The 21,719-nt window shown below is 60.9% G+C and carries 22 protein-coding genes; 13 read left to right on the top strand and 9 right to left on the bottom strand.

The window, feature by feature from the left end; translation table 11 throughout:
• Nucleotides 1–46: 46 nt before the first annotated feature.
• The 7 genes from LB564_RS05590 to LB564_RS05560 are packed head-to-tail and all read right to left on the bottom strand — an operon-like array spanning nt 47 to nt 10,566.
• Nucleotides 47–868 carry an HNH endonuclease gene (locus LB564_RS05590; protein ID WP_224535736.1) on the bottom strand — a complete coding sequence of 274 codons (822 nt, stop codon included), beginning with the start codon at nt 866–868 and terminating at the stop codon, nt 47–49.
• Between the two features lie 43 nt (nt 869–911).
• Nucleotides 912–1,571, bottom strand: coding sequence for a hypothetical protein (locus tag LB564_RS05585; protein WP_224535734.1), 660 nt, complete (start codon nt 1,569–1,571; stop codon nt 912–914).
• Between the two features lie 10 nt (nt 1,572–1,581).
• Nucleotides 1,582–3,360, bottom strand: coding sequence for an AIPR family protein (locus tag LB564_RS05580; RefSeq protein ID WP_224535732.1), 1,779 nt, complete (start codon nt 3,358–3,360; stop codon nt 1,582–1,584).
• A complete protein-coding gene (locus LB564_RS05575) occupies nt 3,357–4,379 on the bottom strand; it encodes a PD-(D/E)XK motif protein (protein ID WP_224535731.1) in 1,023 nt (340 codons plus the stop codon). The genes LB564_RS05580 and LB564_RS05575 overlap by 4 nt, the downstream gene beginning before the upstream one ends.
• A complete protein-coding gene (locus LB564_RS05570) occupies nt 4,363–7,197 on the bottom strand; it encodes a Z1 domain-containing protein (RefSeq protein WP_224535729.1) in 2,835 nt (944 codons plus the stop codon). Before LB564_RS05570 ends, LB564_RS05575 begins: the two co-directional genes overlap by 17 nt.
• A gap of 4 nt (nt 7,198–7,201) precedes the next feature.
• On the bottom strand, nt 7,202–8,650 hold the full coding sequence (locus LB564_RS05565; RefSeq protein WP_224535727.1) for an ATP-binding protein: 1,449 nt from the start codon (nt 8,648–8,650) through the stop codon (nt 7,202–7,204).
• Nucleotides 8,651–8,700: 50 nt separating this feature from the next.
• Nucleotides 8,701–10,566 (bottom strand): sigma-70 family RNA polymerase sigma factor, encoded by a 1,866-nt coding sequence (locus LB564_RS05560; RefSeq protein ID WP_224535725.1) that lies wholly within the window; start codon nt 10,564–10,566, stop codon nt 8,701–8,703.
• A gap of 895 nt (nt 10,567–11,461) precedes the next feature.
• Between LB564_RS05560 and dcm the strand changes: the two genes are divergently transcribed.
• The 4 genes from dcm (at nt 11,462) to LB564_RS05540 (ending at nt 15,186) form a co-directional block, all read left to right on the top strand.
• Nucleotides 11,462–12,727, top strand: a complete 1,266-nt coding sequence (dcm, locus tag LB564_RS05555; protein ID WP_224535722.1) for a DNA (cytosine-5-)-methyltransferase — start codon at nt 11,462–11,464, stop codon at nt 12,725–12,727.
• Nucleotides 12,696–13,175: a very short patch repair endonuclease gene (locus tag LB564_RS05550; RefSeq protein WP_318012768.1), complete on the top strand. Its 480-nt coding sequence runs from the start codon at nt 12,696–12,698 to the stop codon at nt 13,173–13,175. The genes dcm and LB564_RS05550 overlap by 32 nt, the downstream gene beginning before the upstream one ends.
• Nucleotides 13,172–14,395 carry a type II restriction endonuclease gene (locus tag LB564_RS05545; protein WP_224535719.1) on the top strand — a complete coding sequence of 408 codons (1,224 nt, stop codon included), beginning with the start codon at nt 13,172–13,174 and terminating at the stop codon, nt 14,393–14,395. The genes LB564_RS05550 and LB564_RS05545 overlap by 4 nt, the downstream gene beginning before the upstream one ends.
• Before the next feature lie 479 nt (nt 14,396–14,874).
• Entirely contained in the window at nt 14,875–15,186 is a 312-nt protein-coding gene (locus LB564_RS05540) for a DUF736 domain-containing protein (protein WP_224535717.1), read from the top strand.
• 78 nt (nt 15,187–15,264) lie between these two features.
• Here the strand turns inward: LB564_RS05540 and LB564_RS05535 are convergent, their stop codons facing one another.
• Both LB564_RS05535 and LB564_RS05530 read right to left on the bottom strand, forming a co-directional pair.
• Complete coding sequence (locus LB564_RS05535) at nt 15,265–15,801, bottom strand: MucR family transcriptional regulator (protein WP_224535715.1); 537 nt, start codon at nt 15,799–15,801, stop codon at nt 15,265–15,267.
• Nucleotides 15,802–16,063: 262 nt separating this feature from the next.
• Nucleotides 16,064–16,291, bottom strand: a complete 228-nt coding sequence (locus LB564_RS05530; protein WP_224536662.1) for a helix-turn-helix domain-containing protein — start codon at nt 16,289–16,291, stop codon at nt 16,064–16,066.
• 79 nt (nt 16,292–16,370) lie between these two features.
• On the opposite strand from LB564_RS05530, the gene LB564_RS05525 reads away from it, so the two are divergent.
• The 9 genes from LB564_RS05525 to LB564_RS05485 all read left to right on the top strand — a co-directional run bounded on the left by LB564_RS05525 (nt 16,371) and on the right by LB564_RS05485 (nt 21,717).
• Nucleotides 16,371–16,649: a DNA -binding domain-containing protein gene (locus LB564_RS05525; protein ID WP_224535713.1), complete on the top strand. Its 279-nt coding sequence runs from the start codon at nt 16,371–16,373 to the stop codon at nt 16,647–16,649.
• Nucleotides 16,650–16,829: 180 nt separating this feature from the next.
• Nucleotides 16,830–16,997, top strand: a complete 168-nt coding sequence (locus LB564_RS31710) for a transcriptional regulator domain-containing protein (RefSeq protein ID WP_411961691.1) — start codon at nt 16,830–16,832, stop codon at nt 16,995–16,997.
• A complete protein-coding gene (locus LB564_RS05515; protein WP_224535709.1) occupies nt 16,939–17,583 on the top strand; it encodes a DUF2285 domain-containing protein in 645 nt (214 codons plus the stop codon). Before LB564_RS31710 ends, LB564_RS05515 begins: the two co-directional genes overlap by 59 nt.
• A 135-nt stretch (nt 17,584–17,718) precedes the next feature.
• A complete protein-coding gene (locus LB564_RS05510; RefSeq protein ID WP_224535707.1) occupies nt 17,719–18,009 on the top strand; it encodes a helix-turn-helix transcriptional regulator in 291 nt (96 codons plus the stop codon).
• 17 nt (nt 18,010–18,026) lie between these two features.
• The gene (locus LB564_RS05505; protein ID WP_224536660.1) at nt 18,027–18,911 is read left to right on the top strand and encodes a replication initiator protein A; all 885 of its coding nucleotides are present in this window, start codon (nt 18,027–18,029) and stop codon (nt 18,909–18,911) included.
• 319 nt (nt 18,912–19,230) lie between these two features.
• Nucleotides 19,231–19,695: a DUF2840 domain-containing protein gene (locus LB564_RS05500; protein ID WP_224535706.1), complete on the top strand. Its 465-nt coding sequence runs from the start codon at nt 19,231–19,233 to the stop codon at nt 19,693–19,695.
• Nucleotides 19,692–20,252, top strand: a complete 561-nt coding sequence (locus LB564_RS05495; RefSeq protein WP_224535704.1) for a S26 family signal peptidase — start codon at nt 19,692–19,694, stop codon at nt 20,250–20,252. Before LB564_RS05500 ends, LB564_RS05495 begins: the two co-directional genes overlap by 4 nt.
• Nucleotides 20,253–20,297: 45 nt before the next feature.
• The gene (locus LB564_RS05490) at nt 20,298–20,624 is read left to right on the top strand and encodes a DUF736 domain-containing protein (protein WP_224535702.1); all 327 of its coding nucleotides are present in this window, start codon (nt 20,298–20,300) and stop codon (nt 20,622–20,624) included.
• Between the two features lie 13 nt (nt 20,625–20,637).
• Nucleotides 20,638–21,717 (top strand): lytic transglycosylase domain-containing protein, encoded by a 1,080-nt coding sequence (locus LB564_RS05485; protein ID WP_224535700.1) that lies wholly within the window; start codon nt 20,638–20,640, stop codon nt 21,715–21,717.
• Nucleotides 21,718–21,719: the final 2 nt, after the last annotated feature.

The raw sequence follows: 21,719 nt of genomic DNA, 5'->3' as shown, positions 1-21,719 counted from the left end.
ACAACAGTCTGGCGAAGGAAATCTATCGTGCAGACGCTGCAGAGCTTTATCTCGTGCTCACCAGTTTCATGCGGGAGCGGATCAGGTCTTTGATCTCTGGGTAGCTCTTTCCATCCATTTTCATGTGGAGATGGATTCCTTTGTGGCAGTTGGGACAAAGCAGCGCGAGATCCGAAGCTTTGACGGTATGCCTTGAGCTGTAGCTCGAGATCGGCACCTTGTGATGCGCCTCGATGTATCCCATTCCGTAGCGGACAGCAAAGTCGACATCGCAGATTTCGCAGACGAAAGTACCCGCACTTTTGAGGAGAGCGACCACACCTTTACTTCTCTCCGCAAGAAGATGGACAGCGTACCGCCTGCCGCCTTCTTCAAAGACCATTTCGTCGTCCAGAATCGAGGTCTGATGGGCACCGGAAATGTATCTGTGGAGAACGACGTTGGTGTCCTCGATTTCAGCAACCGAGAACTCCCCTTCGAAAACCCACCCCTGTCCACTCTCTGTAAAAAGAAGGACCGGGTACATATGCAGTGGCTGGTCAATCAGGACACTGTTTGCGGTTTCGGTATAGGAGATTCTGGAGTTCCTGGCTTTGAAAGAATATCGATAGATGTCCCTTGTCTGGTCTACCCATCCGTCCTCTTCGTATGAGCCCGGTCGCGTCTTGATCACCACCCCTTGGACGCGTGGTGGCGCACCAATCCAGTTGATTCCCTGCTGCGGCGTATTCCCGATCGAAAAGTCGGTCCCGCCCCAGTATGGAGATGCCACAACCTTTGAAAACTGGATCAGATCGTAGAGATTCCTTTTGGTAATGGTCTGCCCTCGAGGCAGAGAAAGGAGATCCTGCGGTTTCGTGAGGTCCATAGGGCATATCTCCTGTCATCTCGACCGAGAGCAGCAGGCCGGCTTACTCTTCGGGCTGAAAAGTGGACAATGCCTTGCCCGCTGGCCTGCTCGCATGTTCTCCAAGCCTTTTCTGCAGGATCCTGATGGAATTTCGCAGTTCGGGAGGTTCGTCGGACAATCGTACGCTTTCGTCTGTCTCCCAGGTTGCCATCTCATCCGGATTGTCCATGCCGAATGCGATACTGAGTCCTGAACGCTCTGCGGCATCGAGATCGAGCGCAGTGAAAGCCGCGCCCGGTTCGACCTCGATGCCGAAGAGCCAGGCAATGCGCGTTGCTGCCGCGCCGGTCGAAGGCGCTATGAGGAGAAATGTCGATTTATCAGGCTTGCGGCCGATCAGGAGGGTGTCTCCCGCAGTTGCCTTCCGGGTCACGGAATTGTCGTAGTAGTAGAGCCGGTACTCCGTCCGTGTCGGATGACGTGCTCTCGCATCATACCACGTAAGCATACCTCTTTCAGACAGGAGCTGCCCGTCATTGGACATCCAGTAGAAATCGGTGTCTAGGCGCTGCGGCTGTTCACGGCCAAACAGCTCGATCAGGGGCCTGGAGCCATTAAACTCATGCTGGTTTGATCTCACGGCATCGACCTCGACAGGGCTCAGCCGTTTGAAGACGATCCCCCTGAACAGGTTCGAAAGCACGCCTGTGCCGGTTGCCAAAAGATTTCTCCTAACGTGCCAGCTCGGGCACCCCACCAGGAATTTCCGGAAGCGACGCAAGTTTCACTTTGTCCCAGCATTCTTCTTTTTTTGCCCATTCGGATACCTGGGCCCCACGGGCCGTCTGAACGAGTACCTCGTTCATTCTCGAAGCGAGTTCGGAAATGAAGCTCGACAGCTGCGGCGAGACTGACTGGCGCTGCCAGATCGATTCCAGGGAAAGCCGGCTGCGGTTTTTCTCCGCAAGATAGGCCACGGTGTAGGCGGTTATGTTTGCCTGAGCCTGGCTGAAGCCACCATTTCGAACCACTTTCTGGGTTGCCTTGAACAGGATCGCCTGTGCAATCAGCTTCTTGTACCCCGGCACGTCCAGAGACCCGGCTGTCGTGGTTTCGGGCTCGGCCATAAACCTTTCGAAATTCTTCTGGCTGCCAAGTGAAACGATGTGCGGCCTGCCGGACCAGGCCTGGATGTATTTGGCAAGATCGGTCTTGCCAATCTTTCTGGCTGGGGGCAGGGCGTCCCTGATCTGTCTCAGCCTGGCTGGAGTCGTTCCCTCCCTCGCAAGCATGACATTGTAGCTGCCGGCCGCCCTTTCATAGAACCAGCGACCGATGCCATCAGGGCAGTAGGTCGACAGGGCAAGTTTCTCGAGTTCGACATGGAAAGGCTTGTTGGCGGAGAGATCGGAAACCTTCACAGCGTTCTGGCTGTTGGCGTACCTGGAGATGTCACCAATCAGGATTTCCTCGGCCTCGGGGTCGTGCCGGTGCAGGATTATCACCTTTGCCGGAACCCTGACCCGGGAAAGATCTGTCTCGGGGAACTTCCGCTTGGTAAAATAGATCGAGGCGGTGGTCTGGCCGCCATTCACGATCTGCATTCCCTTGAGCCAGGCAAGGCCCGTCGAGCTGTCGCCCGCGGGCCCAAGGCCTGCTTCGTCAGCAATCAGGACGATACCGTTGTTGTAGGCCATGAAGCGCTCTGGCGTGTCCCGCAGCGTGTCCCGGATTCCCTTGTTCACCTTCCCGGTCTGGCTCAGGAACGATCTGACATTTGCCTCGAGAAGCCGGGCTCCATAGCGGTCGTAGAGCATCCGCAGGGCATTTGCCGGAATAGCCGTGAGCGCGTAGTCATATTCCTCGTTTTCACCAGGCACATAGACGCACGGCAGCGGGGAGCCGCAGAGCTCCTCAAAACTGGCGACCAGTTCGTCACGCGGCTTTCCTTCCGACCAGTGCCGGTGAAGGCGTTCGATATCCATGACCTCCAGCCGAACCGACTTTCCGGCGACATCACGCGGCTTGAACGTCCTGGTCTTGGCCTGGCGATCAGTCAGCACGTAGACACGGACCAGCTCGAGGTCGGCGTAGCAGTCCCGGATTGTCAGACTGAACTCGTAGGCATCATCGGAAGGATCTATTGCCTTCACCAGTCTGCCATCCGCGGAGCTGCCCAGGAATTTGAGGCACTGCTCGGCTGCCTTGACAACCTCGCTGTCCGATATGGTCTGAACCGTATCGGCCTCCGAATACAGTGTGACGAAGAGGTCGACCTGGTCAGCCTCGTCCGACACGGCGTAACCATTCAGCTTGAGCGTCGCAGCACCGACCTTGCGTTCGATATGTAGAACACGGGGATCAAACGTCATGCCACATTCGGCCATGTGCTGCATGACCACGTCGGTAAAGGCAGCCTCCGCCTTGAGATATCCGCCTTCCGTCATGCGGTCACTGACGAGGGCATTTACCTCGCTCTGGGTCTGAACCAGAAATTCCTGAAGGGTCATGCGGAAAGCACTCCGTAACGGGTAAGAGCTTCGGGCAGTGAAATGACATTCGCATTCACCAGGTCAAGATCGACTTCATAGACTGCTGCCCTGATTGCAGGATCAGTTGAACTTCTGAGCAGGCAGGGAAAACTGTCATCGATCTCGAAAACGCGGACGTCCACCAGATCGAACCGGCGGGAATAAAGATCTGCAGCGGAACCGTCATAACCGGCGAGAAGCAGCGCGCGGTCCATGGAGGCAGCGAGATCCCGGGATGATGCGACCCGGGCTCTCAGGGCATCAGCCAGCTCGGGCAGCGTCTGGCCGGTCTGCTGCTGGCAGAGCCGGAGACCGGCTAGCAGAACCGGCCGGCCGGAAAGACCGTCCAGCTGTTCAAGCGAGCTGATCTGTGCCGGGAAGCCGTTGACCGATGTCGTCGACTTCACCTCGATCCCTATGGTGTCGCTCTGGAAGTCCTGAAGTCCGCCACGGGGGCCTGCCCATGAATGGACCATGATGTCGGGAACGGCGCCCGCATCAAGCGATTCACGAAGAAAGACCAGTTCGCCATACAGACCGATCTCTTCTTCCGGTGAAAGCCGGTCTGGCTTGGGCCTGCGCATAAAATCCTGCCATGCCCTGATTCGGGCAAGCATCAGCGCGAGCAGCCAGCTGTCCGACTTCGTGGAGGTAGCCGAAAGCGCAGCGACAATATCGGCCGACATCTGGACAAAAAGATCACGGCCAGCTCCCGCCTGGCGGATCAGGCAGACCCATAATCCGAAGCCCTGCGCCAGCGCTTCTCCTGCAGTCTCGACGCGGAACCCGCTCCCTTCGGGCAGCTCGGCTTTGACGGGTGCGGTTTCGACATTGAATCCCACAAGGAGTGTCTCGCCTCCTTCAGGAAAAACAATCCCGCCCCTGAAGCGGGGTTGTGAATGGCCAAGTGCAACCGTCAGAAAGCCCTTCTCCGCTTTCTGGCCAGCGAGCGCACTCCATGCGGCCTCCAGTTCGCCGGTATCAGTCAGCACCACCATACTCCTGCATCCATGCGACGTTGTTCACCTTGTACTCGACCTTTGTTCCGGACTCGCTGGCAGGGAAGCTGATGCCGAAGGCGACCACCGGCGGCAGGTCCGCCGGCACGTTCCCGCCTGCTTGGGCCGGGTCAAGGAGATAGATCAGAAGCAGGCCGCGCTCGGGATGTCCGCCTTGCCCGTTGATGCCCTCACCCCTGACCCGCCTGATAGCCGGTCCCGAAGGATCGGAGGGGGCCTCTGCGGATCGGGAACGCGCAGGATCAGGCTTCCAGCCGCTCCTGGTGATCGCCATGGCCGCCACCCATTCATCCTTATCCAGATCGAGAGCCTCGTCGCGCGGAGACAGCAGCCGTCCAATCGAATAACGCCCTTCCACACCATCTGACGACCGTTTCAGCATGGCCACGTCAAGATCCCTTGCAAGTGGATGGGACACGCCGCGCCCGCCGCCGACAACGACGACAGTCCACCTGGTCAGCTCATTGACGAGATTCATTTTCGTGATGAACTCGGCGAGCAGGACGCTGTTGACCTTGTATGCGTCCGGATGCGTCCTGTACGAACTCAGGAACGCAGTGACGTCGGTGGCGCCGACATTGTCCCAGAGCCGTCCCTGCCAGCGCTGCATGCCATCTCCCCGCTGCCGTTCGGGATTGTCCTCGCCTTTTCCGAGCCTGCGGACGAGATCTGTCGCAGCGTCCAGATTGCGCTTCAGCACGGTTTCGTCTGTGAAGAGGGTGATCGTTTCCGAAACCTGCCCGCTGAACGAGAGCATGAGGCTTTTGGCCGATCTCATCTTCAGCCGCGACGTGACAAGCAGCACAGGATGTGACTGGACCTTCAGCCCGTATTCCCGCGGAGTGGCGCCAGAAGCGGCCATGAGATCGAATTCCTCGCGAAGTTCCTCGGCGGCGTCTGCGATGTGTCCGAACCAGCCCGCCAGTTCACCAGTGGTGTAGAGCCGGCAAAGGTCGATGTATCCGGGACGGTATCCGAACCACCTGCCCATCTGCATGAGGGTGTCGTACATTTTCGACGTACGCAGGAAATAGCTGACACACAGGCCCTCAAGGGTGAGCCCACGCGAAAGCTTGTCGCCGCCAATGGCAATCACCTTCAGTCCGGGGCCAGTCTGGTCTGCATAGTCGAGCGCATCCTTGGCCGTTCCGTTGATCATGCGGACGTCGATGTCGGCGACGGTCAGCCGTATTGCCTCGAGGACATCCGGCCACGCGGGAAGTGCTGCATCTCCAGCAAGGGTCCCGAAACTCTCTGTTGAAACCTGGCTTGTCGGGACGAAATCGGCGAGCCACAGCTGGCCGAGACGCGCCTCGGCGTCTTCATGTCCGATCTGGCGGCCAAGGCGCTGGCGCAGCGACAGGACGTACTCCTCGACCTTCTGATGCACGATCTTCTGCACGGAGGTGAATCTTGTGACGTGCACCAGCATCGAGGAATGGGCATCCCCCTGGCCGCGCAGCCGCCGCACGGCGCAGGCGATCAGGAAGGAGTCGATTGCCGCCTCCAGCGTGGCCGGAATGCCTGTCTCGCGGTCGCTACGGGGCACATAGCCGTTTTTGTGGGTGTGCGGCATCCATCCGTTTCTGCCGTCCTCCGACATGTGATCGCCCACTTCCCGGTAAAGTGGCAGTCCAGGCGTGCGTCCTGCTGTCGACCGGAGCCCGAAGATCTGCGCCGGGCCGACATAGCTCGACGGAGCAGCCAGGTTCACGATAAAGGCAGAGGGGAAAAGGTCCGGACCTTCCTCTTTTGTTTCTCCCCGCTCGTGAATGAAGATGTTGGCAAACGGCGTCGCAGTGTATCCGACATATGCGGACCGGCTGAAGGTGTGCACGATCTTGCGGGTAAGGCTGTTTATCGCGGTCGGCTGGTGCTCGGGGTCAGGGTTGCCATCCTCGTCAAAGATCTGCTCGCCCGTATCGACTGAGGCATGGTCAGCCTCGTCATCGATGAGCAGCAGCGGCAGCCGCTTGACGATCTTGCGCCCGTTCTCGTCCTGCGCGTCGGCAACGTGATGGCGCACCCAGCCGAGCAGACGCTCGAGCACCGTCTTGTTCTTCTTGACCACGAAAAGCCACGGCCGCTGCTCGGGCGTGATGCCGAGCGTATTGGCACGGGCTGTGCTGAAATCACCGTTATTGGTGCGGTTGGTGACGTAGTTGGGACGGATCGAGGGATCGCGGTCCACGAGGCCGACGCCAATCTCGCGGATATCGTCAGCAATCGGCCTTGTCTCATACCCAAGGAACCCCTCGTCGAGACGCATCTGCGTCTGCGAGCGCAGGTTGTTGTGGAGACCGGCCAGCACGATGATGATCTTGTAGCCCGCATCGGCTGCCTTGCAGATCAGGCCGGTATAGTTTCCGGTCTTGCCCGACTGGACATGGCCCACGACCAGCCCCCGTCGATCCCATCCTCCGTCACGCAGCGGATCCTCCAGCATCCCGAGGATCATGTCGGTGGAGCGGTCAAGGCCATCAACCGCTGCAAGGGACATCCGTGCCTCGAGATACTCGCGATACCGCTGCCAGTATCGCCAGTCGCTCTTGCGCGAAGCTTCAAGCCACGCCCTGTGGCCCTCATCGTTGCGTATGGTGGAGTCGGTTCCGACCCACACGCTGAAGCGTCTCACCAGCTCGGCGATCGCTGCATCCAGGTCGAATCCCTCACGCCAGGCTGGCTGGAACGCAAGCACCTGGTCGATCTTGGCGCTGATCATCGCGGGGCTGATCGTGCCGGGATCCTCATTGACCAGCAGCTCCTGGGCAAACTTGATGACGCTCTGGTTGCTCAATGGCCTATCCTCTGGAGACGGATTTCAGTGTTTCGACAAAGGCTGGCCAGCTGTCGAAGGGTTCGGTGGCCGCGAGCTGGCGTCTTGCCTGCTCTTCCGTGAACCCCTTACGGTTCACAAGGTTGTTGAAGACGGTCTGCATGACAGATCGCACCTCTTCCGGCGGTACGCCCTGGAAACCCGTGCGTGGCGTCTCTTTTGCCTCCGCCGTGTCGAGCCAGATCTGCTGTACCGGCACCGTCTCCTCGATGATCCTCAGCATTGCGATGACGTCGTCCCGGAGTGCACCTGAATTCTCGATTACGGCGGCAACAGCCGGATGATTGCGGTCGACCTGGTAGCGCAGGCCGCCCGTGAGATGCGTCGCATGCCAGGCGGGCGAGACCGGTCCGGCACCCGAAGACCGTTCCGCTCTGCCCCGGAATGCAAAGACCTTGCGCGCACGCTGGCGAACGTCTTCTGCAAACAGCGACAGGCGCGCTCTTGCCTCAAGTGGCGGTCGCGCGGTCGATTTCCTGATGTCGATCTTCCAGTCCTCGTCAGCACTGTTGGGAATGTCGAGGCGGATGCGCGCAAGCCGGAACGGCTCCTCCTTGGTCCACGATCTGCCCTGCCCGAGACCGAGCCAGTGCCCCGCAACGAGAAGGCGTTCGTTGCGGTATACATAAAAGCCCTGCTGGGACGTCCACCCGTCCGGTCCGGCCGCCTCGTCGTATTCCTTTGGTGTCAGCCGGTCCTTGTGGGGAAGGACAAAACCTTCCACCTCAATGCCATGGCCGTTGACCCGGAACGATTCCGATCCCGACCGCCAGGTGTCCGGGCGGCTGCGCAGAAACGGGTCCCACGGGCGGATGGCTGTGCCATTGATCCGGATAACCAGACGGCGGGCCTCGAGATAGCGGTGAAAAACCATGGAGAGATGCCGTTCAATGCGGTCAATCACCGCCAGAAAATCCTGGTCCCTGGAGCCGGCGGGCACGATCCTGTCCATGATCTCCCACAGAACCATTGTTCCACTGGGCATGTCGTCCAGAGGCATCAGCAGCGATTCAGAACCGGGCGAGGGTCCTTCCAGAAGTGACCAGCTCCCCGTCGGGTCGTCACGCAGAACATCGAGGTCCCAGCGCAGCGAGCAGGTCGCGCCATCGCGTCTTGATGCTACAGTCAAGCGTCGCGCCTGCGAAAATGACGCCGTCTTGAGTCCGAGGCCGAACCGGCCAAGATCGCCTTTCTCCCTCTGCTCGAGCGGGCTTCTTTCGCCAAGACGCATCGCTGAATCCAGCATCTGCTCGTCCATGCCTGCGCCATTGTCGGTTATCGAGATGCTGCTGTCCGGCCCGTTCCAGACGAACCGGATGTCGACAGCGGAGGCTCGGGCAGCAATGCTGTTGTCGACTAGGTCGGCAATGGCGGTGGCAGGTGAATAGCCCAGCCCGCGCAGGGCCTCGACCATGGCACTGGCACGGGGTGGGGCGTTTCTCGAACGTGGCGGAACAGTTGCTGTCACAGGAATGGCTGCAGCACACTTGAGCGATTTGGATGTCTCAGGATCTTGATTGCCTTGGCCTCGATCTGGCGGATCCGCTCACGGGTGACCTCAAAAAGATCCCCGACCTCTTCAAGCGTATGTTCATCAACATTCGCCAGCCCGAACCGCAGCCGGATTACCCGCTCGCTGCGGGGCGAAAGTTGCGCGAGGACACCCGCGATCAGTCTGCGAAGGCATGCCGCATCGTGGCGGCGATCCGGCGGAGAAACGGTTTCATCAGCGAGTCTGTCAGAAATCTTCCGCCTCACGGTCGCCGGGATGTTGAGAAGGCGTTTCGCGATGTCCGGCGTACCTTCTATTTTCTGTGCCACTTCAGCGACGGTAGCGTCCCGGTTGAACTCGGCGCGTGAACGTTCACGCAGTCGCATGATTTTTTTCAGCCGCTCGCCGAGGTGCACCGGGAGCCGGATCACGCGCGACTGGTCATCGACAGCCCGGAGCATCCGCTGGCGGATCCAGAAGGACGCATATGTTCCAAATCGCGCACCCTTGAGCGGATCGAATTTTTCTACAGCGCGCATCAGGCCGAGATTCCCTTCCTGGACGAGATCGTCCAGCGGCAGTCCCCTCCTGCTGTACTTTCGCGCGATCCACGGCACGAGTTTCAGGCCGCCTTCCATCGCCCGGTTGCGTGCCGCGCAATATTTTTCGAGCGCGTCCGAAAGCGCTACAACGGCTGGATCGTGCCGGTAGATGCCGGCCTGTTCCACCGCCCTGAAAAGGGCTTCATAGGGCAGGGTCCCTGCGCCAGCATCTGCCTCAGGCAGTTCTGTGTCATCCCGGAGAACGTCTGCACCGGGCACGGGTGTTACACTGTCCGGATCTTCCGGATCATCGACGCTTTCATCAGGTGTGGTGGCAGTCTCGATACCACCGAGCAGATGGAGGCAGCGTTTCACTGCGTCAGTCACTTCCTTGCGTGACTGCTCCAGTTTCATGAATATCCGCTGTTCGCGTTCGGGGCTGAAGGCAGAATACGAACGGATGTTGGCAATGTATCGTTCGGCAGCTGCAAGACTGTTCAGCTCTTCCTCAAGCTGGCTGATTGCTGCCCTGGCAAGCTCCCTGTCATGCCGGTCAGCAAAAACCGCGCCCAGGCTCAGGAACGTGGCTGCGAGTCTGCCCGGAACAATTCTGACGCCGGTCTGCTGGACAATCAGCCTGAACAGGAGCCGCTGATCGACCGTGGCCTCCGGCCAGGCCTGCCGCAGGCTGCGGCCCGAGATCCATCCACTGGCAATCGCATCGGCCAGAATCATGACCGCCTGCTCAGGCAGGACCAGGGTCCGGCCGGCGGAGGATGTAGCGGGCAGGGAGATTTCGGCAGACGACCAGTCGTCGTCATCGAGCCTTGCCCGATGCGACGAAATGGCTGCCTGGAGAGCCAGAACGCTCTCGTCGGGCGCCTGTCTGCTCTCTGGCGGCTGGAAATCCTGCTCGGGCTCCCATCCCGCGGCGCCGGTTGCTGGCTCGGGGGTGCGGAACTCTTCAATGGCCCGCTGGTCAAGCACAGTATCCGCCAGAGCCACCTGCGCAAGATAATGCCCGACCTCCCGGTATCCTGCCCTTGTGGCAAGCTCGGCAGCAGTCAGGCCGCCAGGATCCCTGAGCGATGCTTCCGCCCCTTCGTCCAGCAGAAGGGCACAGATGTCTTCACGTCCAAGCGCGGCCGCGATCATCAACGGCGTTCGCCCTGACGCGTCACGTCCATTGACAGCCGCTCCGCGCCTGAGGTGCAGAAGGATGGAGCTCTCGGGGCCTTTCGAAAGCGCGAGCCTGAACAGCGGCGAAACCGCTACGGTGCCGACCGAGTCAAGCACGGAACCGCCTGCCGCGTGTCGGCAGCATCATGTCAAAATCCCCCCAATATTTCCCACACCGGATTTATAGCAAGAAAAAGCGCATGGGAAGCGTGTCGTCTACTTTTGCCCGACTTGCCTTTCACCTGCCAGTGCAAGGAATTCCTCAGCATCTGCAAGCCAGGGCCTGCGGGGGCAGACAGTACGCTGTCCGGACCGTTCGGGTCGCCGGAGCGCTTCGCAAGGGACCCGTCGTCTGGGTCCATTTGCAACGCCAGGCTCCGGCTCAACGGAAGTTCAGCCCGCCACGACCAAGGCGGACCAGCCGCTTCATAAGGCACCTCTCGCCGGGGGCAGCGGCCCCGCGTCCCGCCTGCGGCGTCGCCATGCTGACGCTCCTTCGGAGCCCTGTTAACCGGTCTCGAAGGTCACGAACTGGCTCCGGCGATGAAATGGAACTGTCTGTCTTGCGGACATTTCTTTGCCTCCGCTTTGTGCGCCCTTTTTCCTGGGGCCGCTGGCGCGGCACCGGCGGCGCCGGAAACGGCACCTCTCGCCGGGGGCGGCGGCCCCGCGTCCCGCCTGCGGCGTCGCCATGCTGACGCTCCTTCGGCACCCCGTTAACCGGTCTCGAGGTCACGAACTGGCTCTGGCAATGAAATGGGACCTGCCTGTCTTGCGGACATTTCATGGCCTCCGCTTTGTGCGCCCTTTTTCCCTTGGGCCGCTGGGCGCGGCGGAACCAGTCCTGCCTGAGGCAGGACTCTGACGGGCAAAGCGGGTATCGGGGGCCGTCAGAACGAAACATGTGGATGCAGGTACGCTAATGAACAAAAAGAGAACAAAATTCATTGCCCGTTAGGACATCCAGTGTCAGGCTGTCAAAAAATGACACAGAAATGATTCGGAGCATCCGATGCGCGCCAGACGTACAGAATTTACCAGACTCCGCGACCAGGCAGGTCTGACCCTGGAAGAGGCGGCCGGCCTTCTGGAGGTGGCGCTGCGCACCGTCTACCGTTACGAGGAGGGCAGGAGCGAGCCAAGCAGGCTCGCCATGCGCACGCTCAGGGAAGCTGCCCGCCAGCGGCTTGCGCCGGTGGAACAGTCGCCGGCCGGCTTCCGGTTCATTGATCTCTTCGCCGGCATCGGCGGCCTCAGGATGGGTTTCGAAACCATCGGCGGACGCTGCGTGTTTACGTCAGAATGGGATCCTGGCTGCCAGAAGACCTACGCGCTGAATTTCCCGGACAACCACCCGATCGGCGGCGATGTGCGGGAGTATTCCAAGAACCCGGAGAAGGTGCCAGAGCACGATGTGCTTCTGGCGGGGTTTCCGTGCCAGCCGTTCTCCATTGCCGGCGTATCCAAGAAGAATGCCTTGGGCCGGCCGCATGGCTTTCTGTGCGACACGCAGGGCACCCTGTTTTTCGACACGGCGCAGATCATTGCACATCACAGGCCAGCCGCGTTTGTCCTGGAGAACGTGAAGAATCTCGAAAGCCACGACCAGGGGCGCACCTTCGCCACCATCATCAACGTGCTGCGCAACGAGCTGGGATACCACGTCCAGCACCGGGTCATCAGCTCGGAGCCATGGGTTCCCCAGAAACGGGAGCGGATATTCATCGTCGGTTTCAGGGATCGGACCGATTTCGATTTTGAAGCGCTTGTGCTGCCGAAACCGGGCTCGGGGCCGAAGCTGGGGACCATCCTCCAGGATCATGACGAGGTAGACCCGAAATACACCCTGACGCCACGCCTGTGGGAATACCTCCAGAGGTACAGGGAAAAGCACCGTGCCGCAGGCAACGGTTTCGGTTTCAGCCTGTTTGGTCCCGATGACGTCTCCCGGACCCTGTCGGCGCGCTACTACAAGGACGGGTCCGAGGTCCTGATTGACCAGCCCGGCAGACGGCCGCGGCGGCTGACACCTCTGGAATGCGCAAGGCTCATGGGCTTCGAGCGTCCTGACCGTCCTTTCCGCATCGACGTTTCCGACACACAGGCCTACAGGCAGTTCGGCAACGCCGTGGTGGTGCCTGTCGTCGAGTTTGTCGCGCAGGCCATCCGGCCCTACCTGGAAGTAGCCCTGGGGCGCACGCCCACCGCCGGACCGCTACCGCTTGTCCGCCGGGTCACACGGCCCGATGCAGACAGGGCTCTCGCGGCCAATGGCTGACACTGTTTCGCCCGAGGTGCGCAGCCGGATGATGGCTGGCATCAGGGGCGTCAACACCAGGCCCGAAATGATCCTGCGGCTTGCCCTTCACGCGGGCGGATTCCGGTACCGGCTCCATGACCGGCGCCTGCCTGGCCGCCCTGACATGGTATTTCCCCGCCGGCGGGCGGTCCTGTTCGCGCATGGCTGTTTCTGGCATGGGCACGACTGCCATCTCTTCCGGCTGCCAGGAACACGGCCTGAATTCTGGCGTGAAAAAATCGCCCGCAACCGGGAGCGGGATGACGAAGCTGAACGGGCCCTGGCCGGGCTTGGGTGGCGCTGCGGGGTCGTCTGGGAGTGCGCCATACGTGGACGAACTGCCCTTGCCCTGGACGATGTAATCGCCCGGTGCGCCACTTGGCTTGAGTCCGGTGAGCTACAGATCGTCGTGAGAGGGCGGGAATGATCAGACGCGGCCTGCTCTCTGATTACTTCGAAGGTGTGGCCGTCAAGCGGCTGAGCATGGTCGAAACCACACCGGACGGTTCAAACCAGCATGAGTTCAACAGTTCCCGCACCCTCCGTGTACTGATGGGCGATGCCGACCGGAAAAAGATCCCGACGCGGTTCATATGGCTCGGGGAGGAACAGGAAGGTGTGGCAGCCGACGGCATGCTGAGCTGGTACGATGCACGCAGAAAGCACGCGACGCGGACCGAATACCACCTCTATTACTACGCAAACGACGTGACCGACCTGATGAAGGAAGGCGATACGCTGTTTGTCGCCCTGCTTCGCGACGGTTCGGCGATGACGATCGTCACGCCCGCCGACAGCACCGTCCAGAACCAGCTGCTGTGGCTTTTCGGTCTTGAGGACCAGCCCGAACTCCAGTTCACCGGCCGAGAAATTACCGAGGACCAGGCCGCCACCGTCGACTTTGCCGCGCGCTATATCCTTGACGAGCTTGGCATCGATTTCGAAGAGCCGGAGGCCGGCGAACTTGACATGCTCATTGAAGGATTTGGCATGAAGTTCCCTGGTACGCGGGAATTCTCGCAGCTTGCACGGACTTCTCTCGCTGGTGTCTCGGCACTGGATAATCCTGACGTGGTTCTCATGGCGTGGCTGGAACGGGAAGAGGCTCTGTTCCGGCGGCTGGAGCGCCACATTGTTGCGCAGCGGCTGGGCAACGGATTTGTTGGTGGTGATGGTATCGCTGACGTGGACGGTTTTCTGGCATTTTCCCTGAGCGTGCAGAACCGCCGGAAATCCCGGGCGGGCCAGTCGCTGGAGCATCATCTGGAAGCGCTGTTCCAGGCGCGCTCGATCCGGTTTTCGCGGGGCGCGGAGACCGAAAACCGCAACAGGCCGGATTTTCTCTTTCCTGGTCATGCCGAGTACAGTGATCCCGGCTTTTCTCCAGACCTGCTGACCATGCTGGCGTCAAAATCGACGCTGAAAGACCGCTGGCGCCAGGTGCTTCCTGAGGCGGCACGGATCCCGTCAAAGCATCTGCTGACACTTGAGCCGGCCATATCCGAGAACCAGACCGACCAGATGAAGGCGGAGCGCCTCCAGCTGGTATTGCCGGCGAAACTCCACGAGACCTATCGGGAGAGCCAGCGGTCGTGGCTGATGACTGTCATGGATTTTGTCCAGCTCGTGGACAGCCGCCAGCGGTAGGACAGGCGAGTTACTTATCTTGGGTGCTCCGGAGTCTGGGGATGAACTGACTGTCAGGCCGTGTTTGTCCGACATGCCGGACGGACAGCATGATCGCTGACGGTTGAGACGGGATTACCTCAGGAAAGCTGAAAGCCGGCATCATGCGAAACGTGAGGCTGTCGGTTCACGATCGCCCCTGTGGCAGTTTCCTCCCTGTCCGTTGATTCCAGGCTGCGCACGTGGCGCCCTCGAATGGACCAGGTCTGACCGAAGACCGTCTTCGCTGCACTCGGTCTCGATCGTCTTGCCGCAACGACGTCCCTGCGTTTTCCTCCCCTGTCCGCTGCGCGTCCATTCCTCGCGGTCCAGGAAAGCCTCGCGACGCCGTCCTTCACTCCGTTTCAGCCCGTCAGGGTGCGGACCGATCGTCTCCGGTCTCACGACCACCATCGAGGCCGCGATGGGCGCGGCCCGAGAAACCAGAAGGAACCACCACAATGGCTACGATCGGAACTTTCTCCCGCACCGCAAACGGCTTCTCCGGCGCGATCAGGACCCTCACACTCAACGTAAAGTCGGTGACGTTTGCCCCGGCCGAAGGCGACGCTGAAAAAGGTCCGGCCTTCCGCCTCTTCGCTGGTGACACCGAGTTCGGTGCGGCATGGAAGAAAACCTCGCGAGAGGGCCGCGACTACCACTCCGTCAAGCTGGACGATCCGAGCTTCCCCGCTCCGGTCTATGCAAGCCTGGTCGAGGCCGACACAGAGGGCGAATTCTCGCTCATCTGGTCCCGCCGCACCGCCGAGTGATCCAGCTGACACGAAGCCCCGCCGCAAGGCGGGGCTTCGCCATGTCCAGGTCTGCCGAAGGCATCTGCCAGGTCCAGATTATCGGGCTTTGGCGGGTGCCTTCCGCGCCTTCTTCACCGGCGACCTGACTGACGCCGCAGTTGCCTTTGCTGCTGCAGCACGAACAGGCGGTTTTGTTTTTGCTGCACCAGCCGGTGCGGACGTCGCTGGCTTGCGACCGAGGCCTATTGACTTCGCAAGGGCCGAGCGGGTGGCCGCGTAGTTTGGCGCCACCATCGGATAGTCGGCCGGCAGGTTCCATTTCTGCCGATACTCCTCGGGGCTAAGATTGTAGTGAACCCCGATATGGCGCTTCAGCGATTTGAATTGTTTGCCGTCTTCCAGACAGATGATGAAGTCGGGCGTCACGGACTTCCTGATCGATACTGCCGGTTCCTGCCTGACCACAGGTTCCGTTACCGGCGTGCCGAGCCCTTTCAGGGCGGCATGGATGTCGCCGATCAGTTTCGGCAGTTCGCTGACCGGCAGTGGATTGTTCGACACATAGGCGGCGACAATGTCGGCCGCTATCGACACGGTATCCGGCTGGCTGAGCTGTTCGGGAGCAGGGGTCATGCAGTTTTCCTCTTATTGTAATGGAAGTTTGAACGAATTTGATTTCCCAGTGCCCCGCGACCACAAATAGTGCTTTTTTCTGTAAAAGCCATATCTGGCTCCAACATTATCAGAGTAAGCCTCGCTTGCATCGCCCGATCGGCTGCAGATAATCTTGTCGATCAGTCGGGGGCGAGGGTCCGTTCGCCGGGCTCCGCCCGGCTCATGATGCGACTGCTGTCACCTGTCGCGAAAAACGAACGAATTGCACGACTTCTCTCCGCTATTTTGTAACGCGAGATGCAGGCCGCTTAAGTAGATCCGCTGCCTCAATGCCCAGAACGGTTGCCAGCCTGTCGACAACGTCGATCGTCGCGCCATAGACGCTGCGCTCTAACGCGCTGATGTATGTGCGATCGACGTCCGCGCTGTGTGCCAGCTCTTCTTGCGAAAGCCCAGCCGCCTGTCGGTAGCGCCTCAGATTGCGCGCAAATACCTCGCGAATTTCCATACCCGCGAGTGCAATGCCTTGTCGAGTATTCAACCACGGAGTATCCTCGACAAAATGAGATCACAGATGGAAATCGCTTTTGCGCAAACCGCTTCTTGATCCCGACGCTGCGGATACTGCGCCGGAGTCGCCGGTCCTGACCGGATACGATGAGGAACGCTTGCTAACCTACATCCGCCTTCTCGATGCAGCGGCGGAGGATGCGGACTGGCGCGAGGTGGCCAGGATCGTCCTGCACATAGACCCGGCTGAGGAACCTGAACGGGCGCTTCGGTCATGGGAGACGCATCTTGCCCGCGCGCGCTGGATGACGACGAACGGCTACCGATATCTTCTGGCGGGCGGCGCGCCACACTGAGAGCCGCCAGCCGATTCGTCACGCTTTGCTGAATCAGCACAGCGGTTTGCCGACTCTCCAGCTACCCGATTTGCCTATCGCCAGGGATGCTCATTCTGAAGCCCGCAGCCTGATGCGGGTACCGGGTGAGGATCTGGCACATTGCGAGGCGATTGGACCGATCCGGCAGCCTACGCGCATATGCAAGGCTACGAACCTGCAGAGTTCGCTGCCGAGTATCTGATCAGGAACGAAGACTTCGTCGCCGGGTGCAGCCAGCTCGCATCACAGATCTGTAGCTCCGGACAGCTTGTCGGTCCGCCCGACTTCGCGGCCCGTTGGGGCGCGCGATTTCACGGTCACCGGTGACGGGCTTCCATTAGCCGGGAATATCGTCTGGACGGAACCAGCTTCGCCGCGCGTGCTGCGGGCCACGCAAATCCGGTCGTCAGTCAGCCCTTCGCATCTGACCGTCAAACTTTCCGGACCCGGCAGCGCAGCCATCTGGGAAACCGACGAGCATCACATTCTCTGGCCGGCATCGACCGGAATAGATAATCTCGTCGCTGACATGGGCAGCGGCGCGACCAAATTCAACGCCATCGTCCTGCCACTCGATGCGGCATTCGAGACGCGGCTCGACGCAGCGCGCCGGTTCTGGCGGGCGCTGAATGGCCGGCCGCCCGGTCCTGCCTACGGCGCGCTGCCGCAGCAAGCGAGGACGAGGCACACGCTCAATCTGCGCGCTCACGACGCCCGCCGCGCAGGGGCCACCTACCGCGAGATTGCGGAGGTGCTTTTGTCTCGAGAGCCGATCGCGCCTCGAGACTGGCGCGACCATCACCTCCGGCACAAGGTTCGGGCGATCCTGCGAAGAGCCGATCGTCTTGTGGCCGGCGGCTACCGCGACCTTCTCTTCTATCCTCACAGCCGCAGCCGAAAATCCGATCGCTGAATCCCTTCTTCGGAGGGGGAGCAAAAACACATCCCCCGATGTTTGCCCTCCCACGCCTTCTCTCAACTCGACCATTGTCCGTTTCGCGCGTCCCGGCAGGCCAGGACGACAGCAGAACCGGATGGAGATCGAGCGATGTCGAAGGGTCCCGCGGACGCGCCCCAAAAATACCTGCGAACGAAGGAGGCAGCGCCCATCGTGGGCCTTTGCACCCGCACGCTGGAAAAGCACCGGACGTATGGGACCGGCCCAAAGTACCGGAAGATTGGCGGACGCGTCCTCTATGACATCGACGACCTGCATGCCTGGGTCGAGCTTGGGGCGCGCAGCTCCACCAGCGATGCCAACGCGACCTTCGTTCGACCTGCCAAGCCGCATGCCGCGATCGCACCGGCCTATGCCGGCCGGCGCGATTGCGTTTCCTGATCTGCGGGTTGGCGACAATGCAGCATCGATCAACCGGTCAGGGACAGCTTGATCTGTTTCACGCGCGCGCCAGTGTTATCGCGGCACGCGACGCGCAGGATCTCATGTCGTGGCCGTTCTTCTCGCTCGCCAAATCCCGCCGCGTGACACCGATCGATTTTCGCATGGGCGAGGTCTCGATCCGCGTCGAGGCAACAGTCGAACATGGCATGGCGACAATCTGGGACGCCGACATCCTTATCTGGGCAGCCAGCCAGATCGTAGATGCACGCGACAACGGTCTTCTGACATCGCGTCTGATGGCTGCCACCCCCTACGAGATCCTCGCCTTCATTGAGCGTGGCGATTCCGCACATAGCTACAACAGGCTGAAAGCAGCGCTTGACAGGTTGCAGTCGACCACGGTCGCCACATCTATCCGTCAGTCGGCCGAGCGACGGCGACATCGGTTCTCATGGATCAACGAATGGAAGGAGCGGGTGGACGTCAGCGGACGCCCACTTGGGATCGAACTCATCCTGCCGGACTGGTTCTATGCTGGCGTCATCGACGATGCCCTGATTCTCACCATCGACCGACAATACTTCAGCCTGACGGGCGGTCTGGAGCGCTGGCTTTACCGTCTCGTTCGCAAGCACGGTGGCCGCCAGACTCATGGCTGGAGCTTTGATCTCGGCCATCTGCATGTGAAGTCCGGCAGTCTGTCGCCCTTCAGGCGCTTCACCTTCGACCTGCGCGAGATCGTGCGTCGCCAGCCACTGCCGGGCTACCGGCTGGCACTCTCCATCGACCGCAACGGTCGGTCACGACTGAACTTCCAACTCAACCCGGTCGATCCATTCGCGAGCGCCAGCGCAACGCCGTGCGCGCCACGTGGCCGCGCAACCAGGGCTGTGAAATGACTGTGGACAGGCCCGTGCTATCAGGAACCGCAACTCCCGTGCCATCGGGAACCGGGTTCCCGTGCTATCAGGAACCGGAATCGACCTTAAGCCATTGCGATGGTTGCCGAACCCGCCCCTCTAACTTTTCTAACCTAGAATCCTTCGGATTCTTTCTAACGGAAAGCGCTCATCCACGAGGCTTTGGACGACAGCGGAGCCAAGATCTTTCGGGCAGGCCGAGAATAATCGATGTCCGTTGTTCCTCGTGGAACACGACTGGTTTCTCAGTCCTCCGTTTCGCCATGCTGACTGCTGACCTCCGGTCATGGGGGCCAGTATGAGCAGTCTCACCCACGTCGAACTGGTGTGGCTGAAGAAGCGGACCGAGAACTATATCCGGTTCGGTAAGGTTGCTTCGAACAGGACTGTCGATCGCAGTCGTCGTGTCGTCTCCTTTGCGCCGGGCGGCATCTTCGCCTTCGTTCGCTGGACCGCGAACGACTTTGGCACCGTCGCTTCCCGCATCGATATCCTGCGCGCTGTTGCCACCGGCGGGCGCTGCTCGACTGTCGCCTATGTGCGGCCTGGCGCCGACATCCTGCTTGCAGCTATCGGATGGCCGAATGTCGAGAAGGTGCTGAAGATTATCGACGCTATCGACGCAATCGGCATCGATCCCGTTGATGTGTCGCCGGACTACTGGCGGCATGTACACAGCCGGCTCGCCGCGCGCGAAGTGCCCAGACCCTACACTCGCCAGCGCCATGAGGCATGGCTCCTCCGTCGCCGGGTTGAGCCATGAGCATGCGCGCAACGATCACCGTCGCGATGTTCGGCGGCGTGGTCCTCGTCGCGGCACCGGCATGGATCGACCATCGACCGAAGTTTATCTGGAACGCGTCAGCGAGCGTCCCCACCGGGCTCTATCGCGTCGAGCCAGCCGACAGGATCGCTGTCGGCGATATCGCCGTCGTCATGCCGCCCGAACGACTGGCGGACTTCCTAGCTGAACGCGGATATCTGCCGAACGGCGTGCCGCTTCTGAAGCGTGTGCTGGCACTCGGAGGCACGACAGTCTGCCGTCAAAGCTCAGCCATCATCGTCCGCGGCGTGACCCTTGGACACGCGCTGGAGCGTGATAGCCGTGGCCGGCCGCTGCCTGCCTGGCAGGGCTGCCGCATCATTTCCGATCGCGACGTCTTCCTCATGAACTGGAACTCGGCTGACAGTTTCGATGGGCGCTATTTCGGCGCACTCCCGCTGACTTCGATCATCGGTCGCGCGGTCCCGGTCTGGACCAGCGATCGCATTTCGCCGGCGCCGGATGGTTCTGCGGAAGCAGATCGTGACGAGCCGTGAAAGCTCTCCCCAACCCTCACTAACGCTCATGAAAGGATCAACGCAGTGGCCCAGATCGGCACCTTCACCCGCAACGACGACGGCTTCTTCGGCAACGTATCGACGCTGACGCTCGACGCGAAACTCGCCATCCTGCCTGCAGAGAAATCGGATGTGGAAAACGCTCCAGACCATCGCGTTCTTTGCGAAGGCATGGAGATCGGCGCGGCGTGGGATCGCACTGGCGAGAAGGCTGGTGCCTATCTCTCCGTCTCCATCGACGATCCATCCTTCACGCAACCGATCCGCGCCAACCTGTTCCAGTTCGATGCCGGGAAAAGTGCCTGGCACCTGCACTGGAGCCGGCAGTCGAAGCGCGACGAGCGAGGCTGACCGGATGCTCCGATTGCGCTTCACCGGCCTTTCTGCCTCAAACCCTTTGATCGATCGGACGCCGGTCAAACCCTTCGACCCGATCGCCTGTCAGGCGGCCGCCGCGCGCTGTGAAGGTCAAGGGCAGCCGGACACTTGCCCATCGCTCAGGACGTTCATAGCGCCGCAGTTTGCGGCAGGCAGGTCCGGCCGGCGAAGCCTTGCCCTTGACGGGAGCGAGCACGGTGGCAGGCTCCAGCCGCGTCGGGATGGTGGTGCATGTGCCTTTATCTGGCGAGGCATTGCAGCACTGTCTGCAAGTGTCATGCTCGCCCTTCCAGCGCCTACAGTCAGTGCAGAGCCTTCCTCGCATCGTGAGCGGCCGGCGCAATCCGGCAACGTCACCTCGTCTGCTGATTCCTGGCCGGCGCATATCCAGGAAGCTTCCAGACGCTTTGCCATTCCCGAGCGGCTGCTTCGCGCCGTCATGCATGTCGAGAGCGTTGGTGATGTCCATGCGGTGTCAGGCAAGGGCGCAATGGGCCTGATGCAGATCATGCCGCCGACGTGGGAAGAACTGCGCTCCAGGTACCGCCTCGGTGACGATCCCTGGCAGCCGCGCGACAACATTTTTGCAGGTGCAGCATATCTGCGCGAGATGCTCGACCGCTTCGGCCGAAGCGGCTTCCTGGCTGCCTACAATGCCGGTCCCGGGCGATACGAAGAGCATCTTGTTACCGGCCGGCCGCTGCCGCGCGAGACGATCGACTACGTCAGGAAACTGGCACCTTTGATCGACGGAACAGCTCCCATTCCTGTACGCGTAGGGCAAGGAGCGGGCAGGGCGAGCCCACTCGAAGCGGCGATTTTCGAGCACGTCGTGAACACACAGAATGCCTCAGCTTCGCAAGGCGATAGCGGGACCGATGCTCCCGTCGAGACTGTGTTCACGGCGGTCCGCTCAGCCGGCGCGCGAGCACCGGTGGTCAAGGCGGTCACCGATCTTACGGCGCTCGTACCACAACCGGTCGGTTCGCGCAGTGAACGTGCGTTAGATCGGCCGTCCGCTATCAAGAGCTGGTTTGTGCAGGGTTCGTCCGAGACGTCGCAATGATC

The organism is Mesorhizobium sp. ES1-6 (genome assembly GCF_020164775.1).
Taxonomy (GTDB): domain Bacteria; phylum Pseudomonadota; class Alphaproteobacteria; order Rhizobiales; family Rhizobiaceae; genus Mesorhizobium.
This window is presented reverse-complemented; position numbering and strand designations above follow the sequence as displayed.